Source organism: Natronococcus pandeyae, from assembly GCF_008122205.1.
Taxonomy (GTDB): domain Archaea; phylum Halobacteriota; class Halobacteria; order Halobacteriales; family Natrialbaceae; genus Natronococcus; species Natronococcus pandeyae.
The window spans coordinates 117,963-134,224 of sequence record NZ_PHNJ01000007.1 but is presented as its reverse complement, the minus strand read 5'-3'; the positions used below and the strand labels follow the sequence as shown (position 1 = coordinate 134,224).

At 63.5% G+C, this 16,262-nt stretch carries 9 protein-coding genes; all 9 read left to right on the top strand.

The window, feature by feature from the left end; genetic code table 11:
* The first annotated feature begins 292 nt into the window (after positions 1 to 292).
* The 9 genes from CV102_RS14350 to CV102_RS14315 all read left to right on the top strand — a co-directional run bounded on the left by CV102_RS14350 (position 293) and on the right by CV102_RS14315 (position 16,118).
* The gene (locus tag CV102_RS14350) at positions 293 to 1,720 is read left to right on the top strand and encodes a sodium-dependent transporter (RefSeq protein ID WP_148858695.1); all 1,428 of its coding nucleotides are present in this window, start codon (positions 293 to 295) and stop codon (positions 1,718 to 1,720) included.
* A gap of 400 nt (positions 1,721 to 2,120) precedes the next feature.
* Positions 2,121 to 3,266, top strand: coding sequence for a pyruvate dehydrogenase (acetyl-transferring) E1 component subunit alpha (gene pdhA / locus CV102_RS14345; protein WP_148858694.1), 1,146 nt, complete (start codon positions 2,121 to 2,123; stop codon positions 3,264 to 3,266).
* The gene (locus CV102_RS14340; protein WP_148858693.1) at positions 3,263 to 4,279 is read left to right on the top strand and encodes an alpha-ketoacid dehydrogenase subunit beta; all 1,017 of its coding nucleotides are present in this window, start codon (positions 3,263 to 3,265) and stop codon (positions 4,277 to 4,279) included. Before pdhA ends, CV102_RS14340 begins: the two co-directional genes overlap by 4 nt.
* A 213-nt stretch (positions 4,280 to 4,492) precedes the next feature.
* Positions 4,493 to 5,209 (top strand): EthD domain-containing protein, encoded by a 717-nt coding sequence (locus CV102_RS14335; RefSeq protein WP_148858692.1) that lies wholly within the window; start codon positions 4,493 to 4,495, stop codon positions 5,207 to 5,209.
* 4 nt (positions 5,210 to 5,213) lie between these two features.
* A complete protein-coding gene (locus CV102_RS14330) occupies positions 5,214 to 5,801 on the top strand; it encodes an HD domain-containing protein (RefSeq protein ID WP_148858691.1) in 588 nt (195 codons plus the stop codon).
* 676 nt (positions 5,802 to 6,477) lie between these two features.
* Complete coding sequence (locus tag CV102_RS14325; protein WP_148858690.1) at positions 6,478 to 11,913, top strand: AMP-binding protein; 5,436 nt, start codon at positions 6,478 to 6,480, stop codon at positions 11,911 to 11,913.
* A gap of 136 nt (positions 11,914 to 12,049) precedes the next feature.
* Complete coding sequence (locus CV102_RS26020; protein ID WP_187432980.1) at positions 12,050 to 12,196, top strand: hypothetical protein; 147 nt, start codon at positions 12,050 to 12,052, stop codon at positions 12,194 to 12,196.
* A gap of 856 nt (positions 12,197 to 13,052) precedes the next feature.
* A complete protein-coding gene (locus CV102_RS14320) occupies positions 13,053 to 14,450 on the top strand; it encodes an NAD-dependent succinate-semialdehyde dehydrogenase (RefSeq protein ID WP_148858689.1) in 1,398 nt (465 codons plus the stop codon).
* Between the two features lie 57 nt (positions 14,451 to 14,507).
* Positions 14,508 to 16,118, top strand: a complete 1,611-nt coding sequence (locus tag CV102_RS14315; protein ID WP_394349487.1) for an acetolactate synthase large subunit — start codon at positions 14,508 to 14,510, stop codon at positions 16,116 to 16,118.
* Positions 16,119 to 16,262 lie beyond the last annotated feature (144 nt).

Genomic DNA, 16,262 nt, shown 5'->3' with positions numbered 1-16,262 from the left:
TTTGTCCAAGTTACTCGGATAGGTATCATCGCTCGAAAAAAGCGCTACGATCAGGTGGTCGGACGATGACTGATCACATCGCTTTTCGACGACGCTGGGCTCGAGATGCCAACGACCACGGAATACTGTTTTGTTTTGATTATGACAAATCGAGTGCTACTCTTACACACTCCGATCTCGACTCAGTAGCCGCGTATCGGCCAAGTATCGGGATTTTCGATGATCGTTCTCTATCGATCATCTCAGAATAATGAGAACATATATAGCTGCCGAGTATGTTCTGTGGGACAACATGGCACGTGAAACATGGGCCAGCCGCATCGGGTTCATACTGGCGGCGGTTGGGAGCGCCGTCGGACTGGGGAACATCTGGCGGTTCCCCTGGATGACTGCGGAGAACGGTGGAAGTGCGTTCCTGCTAGTCTACCTTCTCATCGTTATCGGCGTCGGCGTTCCGGGGCTTCTGGCCGCGTTTATCATCGGACGACGATCGAATCGAAACCCCGTCGGTGCGTTCAAATCTCTCAAAGGATCACGCGCGTGGACGACACTCGGGGTCCTGTGTGTCGTCACGGCAGTCGTGCTGCTATCGTTCTATAGCGTCGTCGGTGGCTGGATCCTCCGCTACTTCGTCGAGAGCTTCACGGGGGCGTACTTCGCGGACCCCGGTACCCACTTCGAAGCGATCAGCTACGGAGCGGACGCGTTCGTCTATCAACTGATCGTCCTCGGTGCGAGTGCGCTGATCGTTACGGCTGGCGTGAGACGGGGAATCGAGACGACGACGAAGCTCATGATGCCCGGTATCGTCCTCTTGCTGGTCGCGTTGGCCGTCTGGGCGGCACAACAGCCCAACGCAGCACAGGGGTACGAGTTCTATCTCGGCTTCGACGGGGAGTATCTCGCGGATAACTTTTTGACGGTACTCGGCTCGGCCGCGGGGCAGGCGCTGTTCACGCTCTCGATCGGTGGCGGAACGATGATCACGTACGCCTCCTACATCGACGACGACAGGTCGCTCCCGCTGGACGCGTCGGCGATCGCCGTGCTCAACCTCGGGATCGGCGTGCTCGCGGGACTCGTCCTGTTCCCGCTCCTCTTCTCGTTCGCCGCCGGACCGACGGCCGGCGGTCCCGGCGCCCTCTTTGTCGGTATGGCCGGGGCGTTCGCGAATCTCCCCGCGGGACAACTTCTCGGCGCAACCTTCTTTCTGGTCGTCCTGCTCGCCGCCATCACAAGTCTGATCAGTATGCTGGAGATCCCCGTCTCCTTCCTCGTCGACGAGTTCGACCTCGAGCGATCGACGGCCACTCGAGGGCTTTTCGTTCTGATCGCACTCACCGGGGCTCTGAACGCCTTCAGTGCGGACGTCTTTACCCTCTTTGCGGACCACCTCGTCGACCTTCTGCTGACGCTCGGACTGACCGGCTTCATGTTCTACACGGCCTGGGTACTCGGTCCGGACGCCGTCGAGGAGTACCGCAACGGTGCCGGTCTGCTCTCGCGACCCCTGGCCACGCCGTGGCGGTACGCGATCGGAACGGTGTTCCCGACGTTCCTCCTCTTCGCGTTCTACTCCGACGCGTCGAGCCTGGCGGGGTTCTCGCCGGACACGTCGACGATCGTGTTCGTTACGCTCGCGACGGCCGTCCCCTTCGTGCTCTTCCTTCGCTGGTCGGCGCGTGACGTCCCGTCGACGTCCGTCGACACCGCTGACTGAACGCGTCGGATCAGCTTCGGTCCAGTTTTGGACGTTCCCGCCTCGAGTGGACGGCTCGTCGGCGATGTATCGTCTTCCTCCGCGGTTGGGTGGTTGTGTCTACCTAGCACAGAACTATTAAGTACTATAATGACAATTGTAACTTATATGGTGACCGCCAGTACACCGGACGTTCGCGCCGTAACCGAGCTATCCCGGCAGTTCGATGCCAGCCGTCGCTCGATCGGTCCTCTTCGCTTTACACTGGCGGCTCTCGCTCCGGTACGTAGCGGGAAACGTATTCCCACCGGACACACCCTCTGGTAGCGCTTCCGGGACTCGTTTCCAGCGATCCCGGGGGTCCCCAGACCGGCTACGGAGTCGTTCCGCGAGTAGAGAGACGTTCATACACCACCCACCAATGAGCACCCAAAACGAAGCAGACCCGCACGTAAGCAGCGAGTCGACGCAACGCGACGAACCGATCCGGATCCTGGACGACGACGGCAACCTCCTGCCGAACGCGGAGGCACCGTCGCTCTCCGACGAGCAACTGGTCTCGATGTACGAGGATCTCGTGCTCGCGCGCCAGTTCGATCAGCGTGCGATCAGTCTCCAGCGGCAGGGACGGATCGCGACGTACGCCCCGATGACCGGACAGGAGGGATCACAGGTCGCAACGAGTTACGCGCTCGAGGAGCAAGACTGGCTGTTCCCGACCTATCGCGAGCACGCGGCCAAGTACGTTCACGGCATGAGCCTCCCGTCGCTCCTGAAACCGCTCTGTGGACTCCGGGACGGGTACGCGATCCCGGACGACGTCAACGTCCTGCCGGAGTACATCCCGATCGCGACGCAGGTACCCCAGGCGATGGGGATGGCCTGGGGACATCACCTCCAGGACCGAGCCGACACGGCCGTCCTGTGTCATTTCGGCGACGGCGCGACGTCCGAGGGCGATTTCCACGAGGGGCTGAACTTCGCCGGCGTCTTCGACGTCCCCGCGGTCTTCGTCTGCAACAACAACCAGTGGGCGATCTCCGTCCCTCGAGACCAGCAAACGGCCAGCGACACGATCGCACAGAAGGCCGCCGCGTACGGAATCGAAGGCGTACGCGTCGACGGGCTCGATCCGCTCGCAGTCTACGAGGTCACGCGTTGTGCGCTCAGCAAGGCGAAGAACCCCACCGACGACGAGCGTCGTCCGACCCTCATCGAGTCGGTCCAGTACCGCTACGGCGCCCACACGACCGCAGACGATCCGTCCGTCTATCGCGAGGAGGACGAAGCCGAGGCGTGGCGACAGAAGGACCCGGTCGACCGCCTCCGGAACTTCCTGTACGGGGAGGGGGTTCTCGACGAGACCCTCGAGGACGAGATCGACGACCGCGTCGACTCTCAGATCAGCGAGGCGATTTCGACCGTCGAAGCGGCGGAAGCCGATCCGGCGCACATCTTCGAACACGTCTACGAGGAGCTGCCGGACCGTCTTCGCGAGCAACGGGACGAACTGAACGCTCTTCGAGAAAAGTACGGTGAGGAGGCGTTCTCCGAGGTGTTAGAATGAGTTCGGCGGCGACGCCCGACTCCGATCGGAGGACGGACAGCCTGACCCTCGTCGAGGCGGTCCAGGACGCGCTCTACACCGAGATGACGGCAGACGAGAACGTCGTCGTGCTGGGCGAGGACGTCGGCGAGAACGGCGGCGTCTTCCGCGCAACCGAGGCGCTCTACGAGGAGTTCGGCGGTGATCGAGTCGTCGACACGCCGCTCGCGGAGTCGGGCATCGTCGGAACGGCGATCGGACTGGCGCTGTCCGGGATGCGGCCGGTCGCGGAGATCCAGTTCATGGGCTTTGCCTACCCCGCGTTCGATCAGATCGTCAGTCACGCCTCCCGGTTACGGAGTCGGAGCCACGGGAAGTACTCGGCGCCGATCGTGATCCGTGCCCCCTACGGCGGTGGCATCCGCGCTCCGGAACACCACTCGGAGTCCAAGGAGGCCTTCTTCGTTCACGAACCCGGACTCAAGGTCGTCTGTCCGAGTACGCCCGCCGACGCGAAGGGACTCCTCATCGCGTCCGTTCGGGATCCGGACCCCGTCGTCTTCCTCGAGCCGAAACTGCTGTATCGCGCGTTCCGCGAGGACGTCCCGACGGGGAGCTACGAGGTGCCGCTGGCCGACGCCGCGATCAGACGGGAGGGAGAGGATATCTCGGTGTACACGTGGGGAGCGATGACCCGCCCGACGCTCATCGCCGCGGAGAACGTCGCCGAGGAGTACGGCGTCGAGGCCGAAGTCGTCGACCTGCGGACGCTGTCACCGCTGGACGTCGAGACGATCGTCGACTCCTTTAGAAAGACCGGCCGGGCCGCAGTCGTCCACGAGGCGCCGAAGACCGCCGGGCTGGGCGCGGAGATCGCCACGACGATCCAGGAGCGCGCAGTCTGCTATCAGAAGGCGCCGATCAAGCGCATCGCCGGCTTCGACACGCCGATGCCGCTGCACGCGCTCGAGGACTACTACCTCCCGCAGGCAGTCCGCATTCAGGACGGAATCCTCGAGACGGTCGACTTCTAAGGATCAGTCGAACCCATTTCGGAGGGTGGTGAAGCAGTACCGAGGACAGGTTCGCTACTGACTCGTCTACGGAAGCGGTTCAATTTCGGAGGCCCGACCGCTTTCCCGCTCGAGATCCGGCGGATCGATTCGGGAGCGCAGCCTCGAGCCACCAACGGGCGCCGATCGAATCGTCCTCATAATTTATTATATCGCACGCAAAAATTGCGTGTGATGTACAAGCACATCGCCCTGCTGGTTCGCCAGGAGGGGATGACCCACGAGGAGTTCGTCGACTACTGGCAGAGCGAGCACACGCCGATCGCCCGCGAGATCGACGGCGTCGTCCGGTACCACCAGGTGTTGCCAACCGAACCCGAGCACGCGGAGTTCGACGGGCTCGCGGAGCTGTACTTCGAAGATCTCGAGGCGCTTCACGACGCGCTCGGCAGCGAAGGCTCGCGAGACTACGATCCCGAGAAGGGGAAAGCGAAGGAGGCACGCGAGGACGTGGACAACTTTCTCGCGATCGAGAAACGACCGCGGTTCATCGGCGAGGAGATCGTCCAGAAGGATACGGTCGACAGCGACACCGACGGCCTGTACAAGCACTCGGCGTTCCTCGTCCGCCAGGAGGGAATGAGCCACGAGGAGTTCGTCGACTACTGGCAGACCGAGCACACGCCGATTGCCCGTGAGATCGACGGCGTCGTAAAGTACAACACGGTCATTCCGACCGATCCCGAGAACGCCGAGTTCGACGGCGTCGCCGAACTCTACTTCGAGGATATCGAGAAACTGTACGACGTGCTCGGCAGCGAGGGCTCGCGCGACTACGATCCCGATCGAGGCAAGGCGAAAGAAGCGCGCGAGGACGTGGACAACTTCCTCGCGATCGACGAACGCCCCCGGTTCATCGGGCGGGAACGACTCGTCAAAGACGAGGCGTGATCGCATGACCGACTTCGACCAGCAGATCCGCGAGGCGTTTCCCGAACTCGAGCACATCGACAGCGACGACCTTCGGGAGCGGGTCGTCGAGGCGTGGACCCTCGGCCTGGAGCGCGGCGGCTGGCGCCACGTCGAGGACATTCCGTACGCCTGGAACATCCAGGAGACGACGAACGTCGAACACGTCCGTGGCGTCACGCGCATCGCGCTCGAGGCCGCGCGCGAACAGCGGGAGTTCCACGGCGCCGACCCGGACGAGGACACGATCGTCGCGGCGTGTCTCCTCCACGACGTGGGGAAGTGCTACGAGTATCCGGATCACGTCGACGCCGAACGCCTCGACGAGCCGGATCCGCGGTACGTGAGCGAGGAGATCCCGCACTCGATCTCGGGCTACGCGCTCGCCCACGAGGTCGGCTGTCCGCTCGCCGTTCAGCGGGCGATCCCGCACTTTCTGGGCGAGGTTCCCAAACGAACGCTCGAGGCTGAACTCGTCAAGAGTGCAAACTCCGCCTCCTCGAACGCCATCACGCAGGCGAGCATGGGAATCACGCTCCAGGAGTGGGTCGAGAGCTACTCCCAGACCTCGTGATATCCGGCCGACTGCGACACCCGTTCCGCCGGCCTCGACGACGGTAGTTGGCAGTGCGATTTTCTCTCGAAACGCTCGTTCAAAATCGACATCTGTGGATAAACAGTCGGGAACTATAGTCTAAAATCTCCAAAAACTTTCCGATACGGGATCCGAATACGCGGGAGACACTCATCATCCTATTACTATTTACTCGCCGATCGGCGGATACTGAACGGTATCTTTCAAACTACCTGTGTGCAGTATATCGCTACGAAAGCGGTACAAATCGAAACGATTCCACAGGACTGGGCTATCAGTGATCCGCTCATCGCGACGACGGTGCTCAGATTACACCGACTCGCTGAGAGAGTCGAACACCACGAAAGCCCCTAACGCGGTCGGGGACGGCGGGCGACGTAAGCACGCGAGCGGAGCGAGCGCGCAGCGAGCCCCCGAGCCGAGCGGTCCAGGCGCTTTCGTGGTGGTCTCACCCGAATCTGATTACTCACGGTAGTATTTGAACACGGTCCATCGCGACTCTGGCAGCGCCGAGAGCAGTACACTCGCTACCGACCCAGCTTTTCGAGCCGTGTTCGTATCAAACCCCCGATACCACTTACTTTGGCGTGAACCGTCGGATACACGACCTCGAGAAACACTCTTTACGGCGAACGTTGATCGTTATATTCGTTCAATGGTGAGTTCGAACCCCGCCGAGGAAGAGGCGACGATCGACGGGAACGTACGGTCGAATCCGATTCGAACCCGCGACGACTGGGAGGCAGATCGAACTCGAGCAGCGGCGGATCCCGGCGAGTTCCACGGTTCGATCGCAAAGAGAGAGCTCCACTGGTATCACGGAGACGACGACGAGTGGCTCTCCTGGGGCGACGACGCCGAGTCCTGGTCCGGTTTCGACGCCGAGACCGGTTCGGCACTCGAGCGGGAGTACGACGCTTCCCACGAGCCGTGGGACGTCGCCTTCGACGACTCGAATCCGCCGCTGTACGAGTGGTTCTCCGGCGGCCGTACCAACGCCTGTTTCAACGAGGTCGATCGACACGTTCTCGCCGGTCACGGCGACGAGACGGCGTTTCACTTCGAGGGGGATCGGTGGGACCAGTCGAAAAACGGCGGCCGCGGTGGTCCGGTCGTCTCCGAGGACGTCTCGCGGCGCGAGTTGCTCGTTCGCGTCGTCTCTGCCGCGAAAGTGCTGCAGAACCTCGGCCTCGAGAAGGGCGATCGAATCGCGCTGAACATGCCGAACATCATGGACCAGCTCTACTACACCGAGGCCGCGAAGCGTCTCGGAATCGTCTACACGCCGGTGTTCGGCGGGTTCAGCGACAAGACGCTCTCCGATCGCATCGCACGGCTCGGTGCCGACGTGCTCGTCACGAGCGACGGCGGCTACCGAAACGCGGAGGTCGTCCCGTACAAGGAACGGTACGCCGACCCGGCGCTGGACGACTACCTCCCGGTCGAGACGGTGACGGAAATCGTCGACCGAACGCTCCGGGAGCTCGCCCTGGACGAGCGCCACGCCGACGTGATCCGCGAGCGCGTCGAGGAGGCGGTCGCCGGCGAAGCCACCGTCGAGCGCGGTCAGGCGATGCGCGGGGTGGGGAACGCCCTCGAGACGTTCGACGAGCCGTCGGGCGAGGAGAAATCGGAGATCCGGACCGAGATTGCACGGGCACTGGTCGACTCCGACGAACGGGTCGAACGCGTCGTCGTCGTCGAACACACGGGCCACGAGATACAGATGCACGACCGCGACGACTGGTCGGCTGACCTGCTCGCAGAGGCGCAGGACGATATCGTCGCGAACGCCCGGGACGCAGGGTTCGACCTCGAGACGTTCGAGGAGCTGTACGACCTCTCGGATCGGGACCTGACTCGAGCGCTGTGGAAAACCTCGCGTCCGGAACCGGTCGACGCGGAGTACCCGCTGTTCGTCATCTTCACGAGCGGATCGACGGGCAAACCGAAGGGCGTCGTGCACGTCCACGGCGGCTACACCGCGGGAATCGCGAACACGATGAAAGTTTCTTTCGACGTCGTTCCGGGTGAAGATACGATCTTCGTCATCGCCGACCCCGGCTGGATTACGGGCCAGTCCTACCTCATCAGCGCCTCGTTGACGACCCGGACGACGAGCATCCTCCTCGAGGGAGCGCCAGTCTACCCGGACGCGGGTCGGTTCAGTTCGGTCATCGAACGGTACGGCGCGACCGTGTTCAAGGCGGGCGTGACGTTTCTGAAGGGTATCATGGAGGACGATGAGAGCGTGAGCGACATGCGAGAGTGGCGAACCGACTCCCTTCGCGTCGCGACGTTCTGTGCCGAACCGGTGAGTCCGGCGGTCCAGCAGTTTGGAATGGACGAACTCTGCGAGTGGTATATCAACTCCTACTGGGCGACCGAGCACGGCGGGATCGTCTGGACGCACTTCTTCGGCAACGACGACTTCGCGCTCCGGCCGGACGCGCACACCTATCCGCTCCCGTGGGTGTTCGGAAACGTCTGGGTCAAGGAGGATGAACACGCCGACGGCTCGATCGCGTGGCGCGAGGCGGAGACCGAAGAGCGCGGCGAGATCATCGTCGAGGAGCCGTACCCCTACCTGATGCGGTACGTCTGGGGCGATCTCGAGAGCTGGGACCCGGACGACTGGAAGGACGAGTGGAACGGGAACGCAGAGCGCTTCGAGGACGTCTACTGGGTCGAAAAGGACGGCGAGTACGCCTACCTCCAGGGCGACGTCGCCAAGAAGTACGACGACCGCTCGTTCAGCCTCCACGGGCGTTCCGACGAGGTCATCAACGTCTCCGGCCACCGGATGGGAACCGAAGAGATCGAGGGCGCAATCTTGCAGGACAAACAGCTCAATCCCGACTCGCCGGTGGCGAACGCGGTCGTCGTCGGCGCCGACCACCACGAGAAGGGACTGACGCCCGTCGCCTTCGTCCAGACGAAGCCCGACGAGCGACTCACGAACGAGGTCGAAGCCCGACTCTCCCGCCTGGTCCGAGAGGAGAAGGGCGTCACCGCGATACCGGACGCGTTCATCGAGGTGGAGGCGTTCCCCGAAACCCGCTCCGGGAAGTATATGCGTCGCATGCTCACGGCGATGCTGAACCGCGAAGACATCGGCGATACGAGCACGCTGAAGAACCCCGGCGTGGTCGAACGAATCCGTCCCAAGTGCGAGCGGTGGCGTCGTCGGCAGGATCTCGCCGCCGAACAGGAGATCCTCGAGCGGTACCGGAATCTCACGGTCCAGTACAACTTCGTCCGCGGAGCGGCCACCGACGAGCAGCTCGCGACGGTGACCGTCGACAGCCCGCCGGTGAACGCGCTCAACGAGCGAGCGCTGGACGAACTCAACACCGTCCTCGAGCACCTCGACCGCCGCGAGGACGTCGGCGCGGTGGTGATCACGGGCGCCGGTCCGTCCAACTTCGTGGCCGGTGCGGACGTCGAGCAGTTCTTGGAGGAGGTCCACGAGTTCGACGAAGCGATCACGTTCCCGAACAAGGCCCACGAGGCGTTCCGGCGGATCGAGGAGCTGTCCGTCCCTGTCGTCGCCGCGGTGAACGGTTCGGCGCTCGGCGGCGGCAACGAACTCCAGCTCGCGGCCCACTACTCGGTGGCCGAGCAGGGCGCCGAGTTCGGCCAGCCCGAACTGAACCTCAACCTGATTCCGGGCTACGGCGGTACCCAGCGGCTCCCCCGTCTCCTTGCCGAGCAGCGCGGCACCGACGGGGTCAGGGACGCGGTGACGCTGATCACGAACGGACGGACCGTCGAGGCCGACGACGCCCTCGAGATGGGACTCGTCGACGAACTCGAGACCGACCGGACCGCTCGCGCTCGAGCGTCCGAACTCGCCCGCGAGCACATCAGGGGGGCGTCGGACGTCCTCGCCGACGCTCGCGAGCAGCGACTCGAGAATCGGTCGTCGTGGAACGAACCCGGAACCTTCCCGGAAGACGTGCTCGAGGATCCGATCGTCGAACGGAACCGAACCCAGTGCGAGCACGTCAGCGAGGGCCGTTCGACGGCGTTCGATCGGGCCGTCTCGGCGATCCGAACCGGCTTCGAGGAGGGGATCGAGGCCGGTCTCGAGCGCGAGGCGACCCACTTCGCCGAGGCCGTCGTCGATCCGGACGGGGGCAAAGCGGGGATCGAAAAGTTCCTCGACCGGGCGAGCGAGCCGCTTCCCACCCGGGAGCGGTTCAGCCCCTCGGCCGACGAGGAGCAGGAACTCCTCGAGACGGGACGTCTCCTCCCGCCGGGCGAGCCGTTCTTCCCCGGCGTCGACGAGATCCCCGACTACCAGTACGCCCAGGCCGTCGTCAAGGACGAGGAGACCGGCGAGGCCGCACACGGCGATCCCGCGGATGCGGAGGTCGAAGAGATCGTCCCGGTCGAGGAACCGGGGCCGAACGAGGTCCTGGTGTACGTTCTCGCGAGCGAGGTCAACTTCAACGACATCTGGGCGATCACGGGGGTCCCCGTGAGCCAGTTCGACGCTCACGATCAGGACTACCACGTTACCGGCAGCGGGGGCGTCGCCCTCGTCGTCGACGCCGGGGAGGCGGTCACACGCGAGGGCCGCGTCGCGATCGGTGATCTGGTGACGATCTATTCGGGCCAGAGCGACCTCCTCTCGCCGACGATGGGGCTCGATCCAATGTACGCCGACTTCTCGATCCAGGGGTACGAGGGACCGAACGGCAGCCACCAGCAGTTTATGCTCGCACAGGGGCCACAGGTGCTCCCGATCCCCGAGGAGGCGACGATCGAGCAGGCGGGCGCGTACGTCCTCGCCACGGGCACCGTCTGGCGTGCGCTGTTCACGACGCTCGACATCGATTCCGGAACGACGATGTTCGTCGAAGGCGCCTCGACTGGAACCGGCTGGGAGACGACGAAACTCGCCACGCGTAACGACGTCGCGGTGACGGGACTGTGCTCGAGCGACGAGCGGGCCGACCGCATCGAGACGCTCGGCGCCGACGCGATCGATCGAACAGCTGAGCCCTACGACGACATCTGGGGGCGGATTCCCAGGGACGAAGCCGAGTGGGAGGCGTGGAAGGAAGACGGCGCGGCGTTCGTCGACGCCTACGAGGCCCATCACGACGGCGAACGGGCCGATTACGCCGTCAGCCACGCCGGCGAACTGTCGTTCCCGCGAACGTTCCAGCTTCTCGACGAGGGCGGGAAGCTGACCTTCTACGGCGCCTCGACCGGCTACTACCTGACGTTCCTCGGCAAGCCCGGCGCGTCGACGCCGGCCGAGATGTTCGAGCGAAGCGACGTCCGTGCGGGCGACGGCGTCCTCGTCTACTACGGGACCGATACCGGACCGGACGACGTGGTCGACGAGACCGGCCTCCGGGCCATCGAGGACGCGCGAGAAGCCGGCGCGCGGATCGCCGTCGTGACCTACACCGACGAGCAACAGGAGTTCGTCGAGTCGCTCGGCTACGGCGACGCCGTCGAAGGCACCGTCAGCCTCGAGGGCCTGAAGCGCCGCGAGGACGAGTTCCGCTGGCCCGAGACGCTCCCCGACTTGCCGGACGCGCAGGACGATCCCGAGGCGTTCAGGCGCGTCGTCCAGGAGTTCACCGACGAGGTGTTCAAGCCGCTCGGTCGGGCGGTCGGCGACCTGCTCCGGACGCCGAAGAATCCGCGGGGGTATCCCGACGTGGTCTTCGATCGGGCCGACCACGACGCGCTCTTCGTCAGCACCATGCTCACGAAACCGCACACCGGCTGTGTCGTCTACAGCGAGGAACTGGCGGACAGACGGTACTCGATGTACGCCCCGCAGGTGTGGATGCGTCAGCGCGACGTTCTGATGCCGACCGCGGAGATCCTCGGAACGCACCTGAGCAACGCGTACGAGGTCGAACAACTGAACGAGGCTATCGACGCGGGAGAGATCGATCTCACCGATCCCGAGGTCGTCGACTGGACGGACCTCCCGGAGGCACACCAGACGATGTGGGACAACGAGCACGAGGCGAGCAGCTACGTCGTCGAGCACGCACTACCGATCGAAGGGCTGACCTCGAAGGAGGAACTGTTCCTCGCGTGGGCTGACCGCTCGAGTTGACCGCTGCAGTCGGTCACCCACGATCCGGACCAGCGCGACGAGAACCCGGTTGAGAGAAGGATCTGCTCCTCCTCGTACTCCGAAGGGAGGAAACAGCAAGCCTAACATCTACACTAGGAACACTCGTAGCCGCCGTATGGTTAGAATCTCGACGGTCGTCATCGTTCTCGCGATTATCCTCGGGATCGGCCTGATTCCGATCCCCGTCGTTCCCGGTATCGGGCTGCTCGTAGGTATCACGGGGATTGTGATCGGGATCGTCCTCCGACTGCTTGGACTGTGAATCTCGGGTGCCTCGAGTCGACGGCGTTCAAAGTCCACCGACTCGCGGAGAGAATCGACCACCACGAAAGCTGAGTACTCACGGTAGTATTTGAACGCATCCCTCGAGTCAGCTGTAGCAGCGCTCGAACATACGAACTCCGCCAGTGCTCACGTGATCGACATCGAACACGTCGTGGATGCGTGGCCTCGGAACCTCACGGGTCAGACGCTACCGTGACCGAGTGCGACCGCTCGTCGACCAGCGGTTCGGAACGGCGCGGAGGACGGGACACCATGACGACAGTCCGGAAGATATCTAAAATAGGTACAATAGGTAGCTTAGCTGAGGTACCTACCATAGGTAGCTGTTTCGGTGAGAGATCGGAGACGGTGTGGATAGTAACATCTTTCCTACTACGACTAGAATCAAACATGTCTGGTGTGAACTGAGGTCTGGTGAGATCGAGTGCGGATCAGTCGTCGAGTTCGTTCCGCGAGAGCACCGTGATCCGCTTTCGCTCAAACTGTACCATACGAGACCGTATCTCTCCCGATCTAAGCGATCTAAGTGCTATTCCAAAAGACCGGACTATTGGTCGAATTCTGTATTCGGTGTCCCATACCGCCGATCTTCGAGACGTATCTCAACCAGTTAGTTCTACTCTATTATCGAGGTCCTCACTAGATTGATACTGGTATCGAACGTTGTTCTTTCTTCGCCAGTCGCGAGTGAGAGGCTGTGGTATCGCTGACAGGTCTCTCGAGTGGAATTCCTCTCGGAATATTCGGAGAACGCGGCGTTCTATCGCCGGGAACAGCTCTTTGTCGCTCGTTACCGTATTCCCGGAAACGCGCGGTGCGTCAGTGACCTGCCAATGAAAAGTACCAATCCAGCGACCGACGAGGTAATCGAAACGTACGACGACCACACGGCGGACGACGTCGACTCCATTCTCGAGGACGCGGTTTCAGCTTCGGAATCGTGGGCGGAGACGGATATCACCGAGCGCCAGCAACTCCTCGAAAACGCCGGCGAGATCCTCCGTGACCGGCAGGACGAGTACGCCGAGTTGATGAGCCGAGAGATGGGCAAACCGATCGACGAATCCTACGCCGAACTCGAGAAGTGCGCGTGGGTCTGTGACTTCTACGCCGAACGCGCGGGAGAGTTCCTCTCTGATCGCGCGATCGGCAGCGAGCCGAACGCGAAGACGTTCGTTTCCTACGAGCCGCTGGGGGCCGTGCTCGCGGTGATGCCCTGGAACTTCCCGTTCTGGCAGGTCTTTCGCTTCGCTGCGCCGCACCTGACTTCTGGCAACGTCGGGCTGCTCAAACACGCCTCGAACGTTCCGGGCTGTGCGCTCGCGATCGAAGAGATCTTTCGCGAGGCGGGGTATCCCGAGGGCGTCTTCTCGACGCTGTTGGTCGGCTCCGACACGATCGAGGACGTCGTCCGGGACGACCGTCTCGACGCGGTTACGCTGACGGGGAGCGAGGGTGCCGGCCGGGCCATCGCCGAACAGGCCGGCAGCGAACTGAAAAAACACGTCCTCGAGCTCGGCGGGAGCGACCCGTTCGTCGTCCTCGAGGACGCGGATCTCGACGCGGCGGCCGAAACCGCGGCCACGGCGCGGACGATCAACTCGGGACAGTCCTGCATTGCGGCCAAACGGTTCATCGTCGCCGACGAGGTCTTCGACGAGTTTCTCGAGCGCTTCGTCTCGGAGATGGAGGGCCTCGAGATCGGCGATCCGCTGGAATCGGGGACCGAAATCGGTCCGCAGGCACGCGAGGATCTCATGGAGGGCGTCCACGAGCAGGTCGAGGCGAGCGTCGAGGCGGGTGCCTCCCTCGAGTGCGGCGGCGAACCCCTCGATCGCGACGGCTGGTACTACCCGCCGACGGTGCTCGCCGAACCGCCGATGGACAGTCCCGCGGCCGAGGAGGAGGTGTTCGGGCCGGCCGCGGCCGTCTTCCGTGTCGCCGACGAGGAGGAGGCGATCGAACTCGCGAACGACAGCCACTACGGACTCGGCGGCTCGATCTGGACCGCAGACCTCGACCGCGGGGAGCGGATCGCCCGCGAGATCGAAGCCGGCTGCGTGTTCGTCAACGAACTCGTCAAGTCCGATCCCCGACTGCCCTTCGGCGGCGTGAAGGCCTCGGGCTACGGTCGCGAACTCGCCAGGGAGGGGATCCACGAGTTCGTCAACCGAAAGACCATCTGGGTACAGTCTGCCGGCGAGAGCGACGACGTTCCCCAGACCGAGTAATCGCTTCGAGCAGTTCGATCCCGCCCTCGGGAGAAATCCCGTTCATGTGTTACACTCATGTATCGCAGGGTGGTCGGGACGAACGTGCCACCAGCATCCGACCTACTCGTCGACTGCCTCGAGGTCGAAGGCGTCGAGTACGTCTTCGGTCTCCCGGGCGAAGAGATCGAGGATCTGCTGTTCTCCCTGCGAGACTCGGAGATTACCTTCGTTCCGACCCGTCACGAACAGGGTGCGGCGTTTATGGCCGACGTCCACGGCCGGCTGACCGGCGATGCGGGCGTCTGCCTCTCGACGCTCGGACCCGGCGCGACGAACCTCATCACCGGGGTCGCCGACGCCCAACTCGATAAAAGCCCGCTCGTCGCGATCACGGGCCAGGGTGGTCGCGAACGGCTGCACAAGGAGAGCCACCAGGCGCTCGACGTGATCGACGTCTTCGAGCCGCTCGTCAAGTGGAACACTCAGATCGCGGAGCCCGAGATCGTCCCCGAATCGGTTCGCAAGGCGTTCAAACTCGCCGAGTACGAGAAGCCGGGTGCGACCCATCTCGAGTTCCCCGAGGACGTCGCTCCCGAGGAGACCGACGCCGAACCGATCCCGCTCCGCGATCAGGTGCGCAGACCGGACCCGGATCCTGCGTCGGTCGAGCGAGCCGCGACGCTCCTCGAGGCGGCCGAGCGTCCGATCCTTCTGGCAGGAAACGGCGCAGTGCGGACCCGCGCGGCCGATAGCATCCGTGCGCTCGTCGATCGACTCGAGATCCCGGTCGTCGCGACGTACATGGGTAAGGGTGCCATCTCCGATCGCGAACCGGCCTCGCTGATGACGCTCGATTCGGGGCCGAACGACGAGGCTGCTCGCGCGATCGACCGGGCCGACTGCGTCGTCACAGTCGGATACGACATCGCCGAACACGACCCGGAGGGGTGGAATCCGGACCTCGAAAAGACGATCGTTCACATCGATTACGATCCTGCAGAGGTCGACCGTCACTACAACCCCGACGTCGAAATCGTCGCGGACGTCGGCGCTGCGCTCAGAGCGATCGACGAGCGGATCCCGACGGACGCCTGTTCGCTGTGGTGTCGCGACCTCCACGATCGGTTGCTCGAGTCGGTGACGAGGCCACCCGAGGAGAGCGATCCGACCTCCGTCAGGAACGCACTCCCGCTGTTGCGTGAGGCCATGGCCGACGAGGACGTCCTCGTCTCGGACGTCGGCAGTCACAAGATGGCGATCGCACAGTCGTTTCCGACGTACGATCCGAACACCTGCATCATCTCGAACGGACTGGCGAGTATGGGAATCGCCGTTCCGGGTGCGCTTGCAGCGGATCTCTCGGTCGACGGCAACGTCGTCGCGGCGACCGGCGACGGCGGCTTCCTGATGAACGCGGCGGAGATCGAAACCGCGACCCGACTCGACTGCGGGTTCACCATCGTCGTGTTCAACGACAATGATTACGGGCTTATCTCCGCACAACAGGACGAACACCGCGGCGAGCACACCGGAACGGAGCTCGCAAATCCTGATCTCGTGACGTTCGCCGAAAGCTTCGGAATCGACGCGTATCGTCCAGAAACGTGGGACGAGATCGAACGTGCGTTTGCGGATGCAGTTCCGAGCGACGAACTGGCGCTGATCGAACTCCCGCTCGACGAGTAGGTTCCGCCTCGAGTGCGTTCGAGACCGACACCCACCCACTCACCACCCTCTCACCCACTCACTGAACACCTGCACGCCGATACGATCGATAGCGCCGCCGAGAGATGGCGATTCCCGTCGTCGCCACAGCGACCACGGTGACGG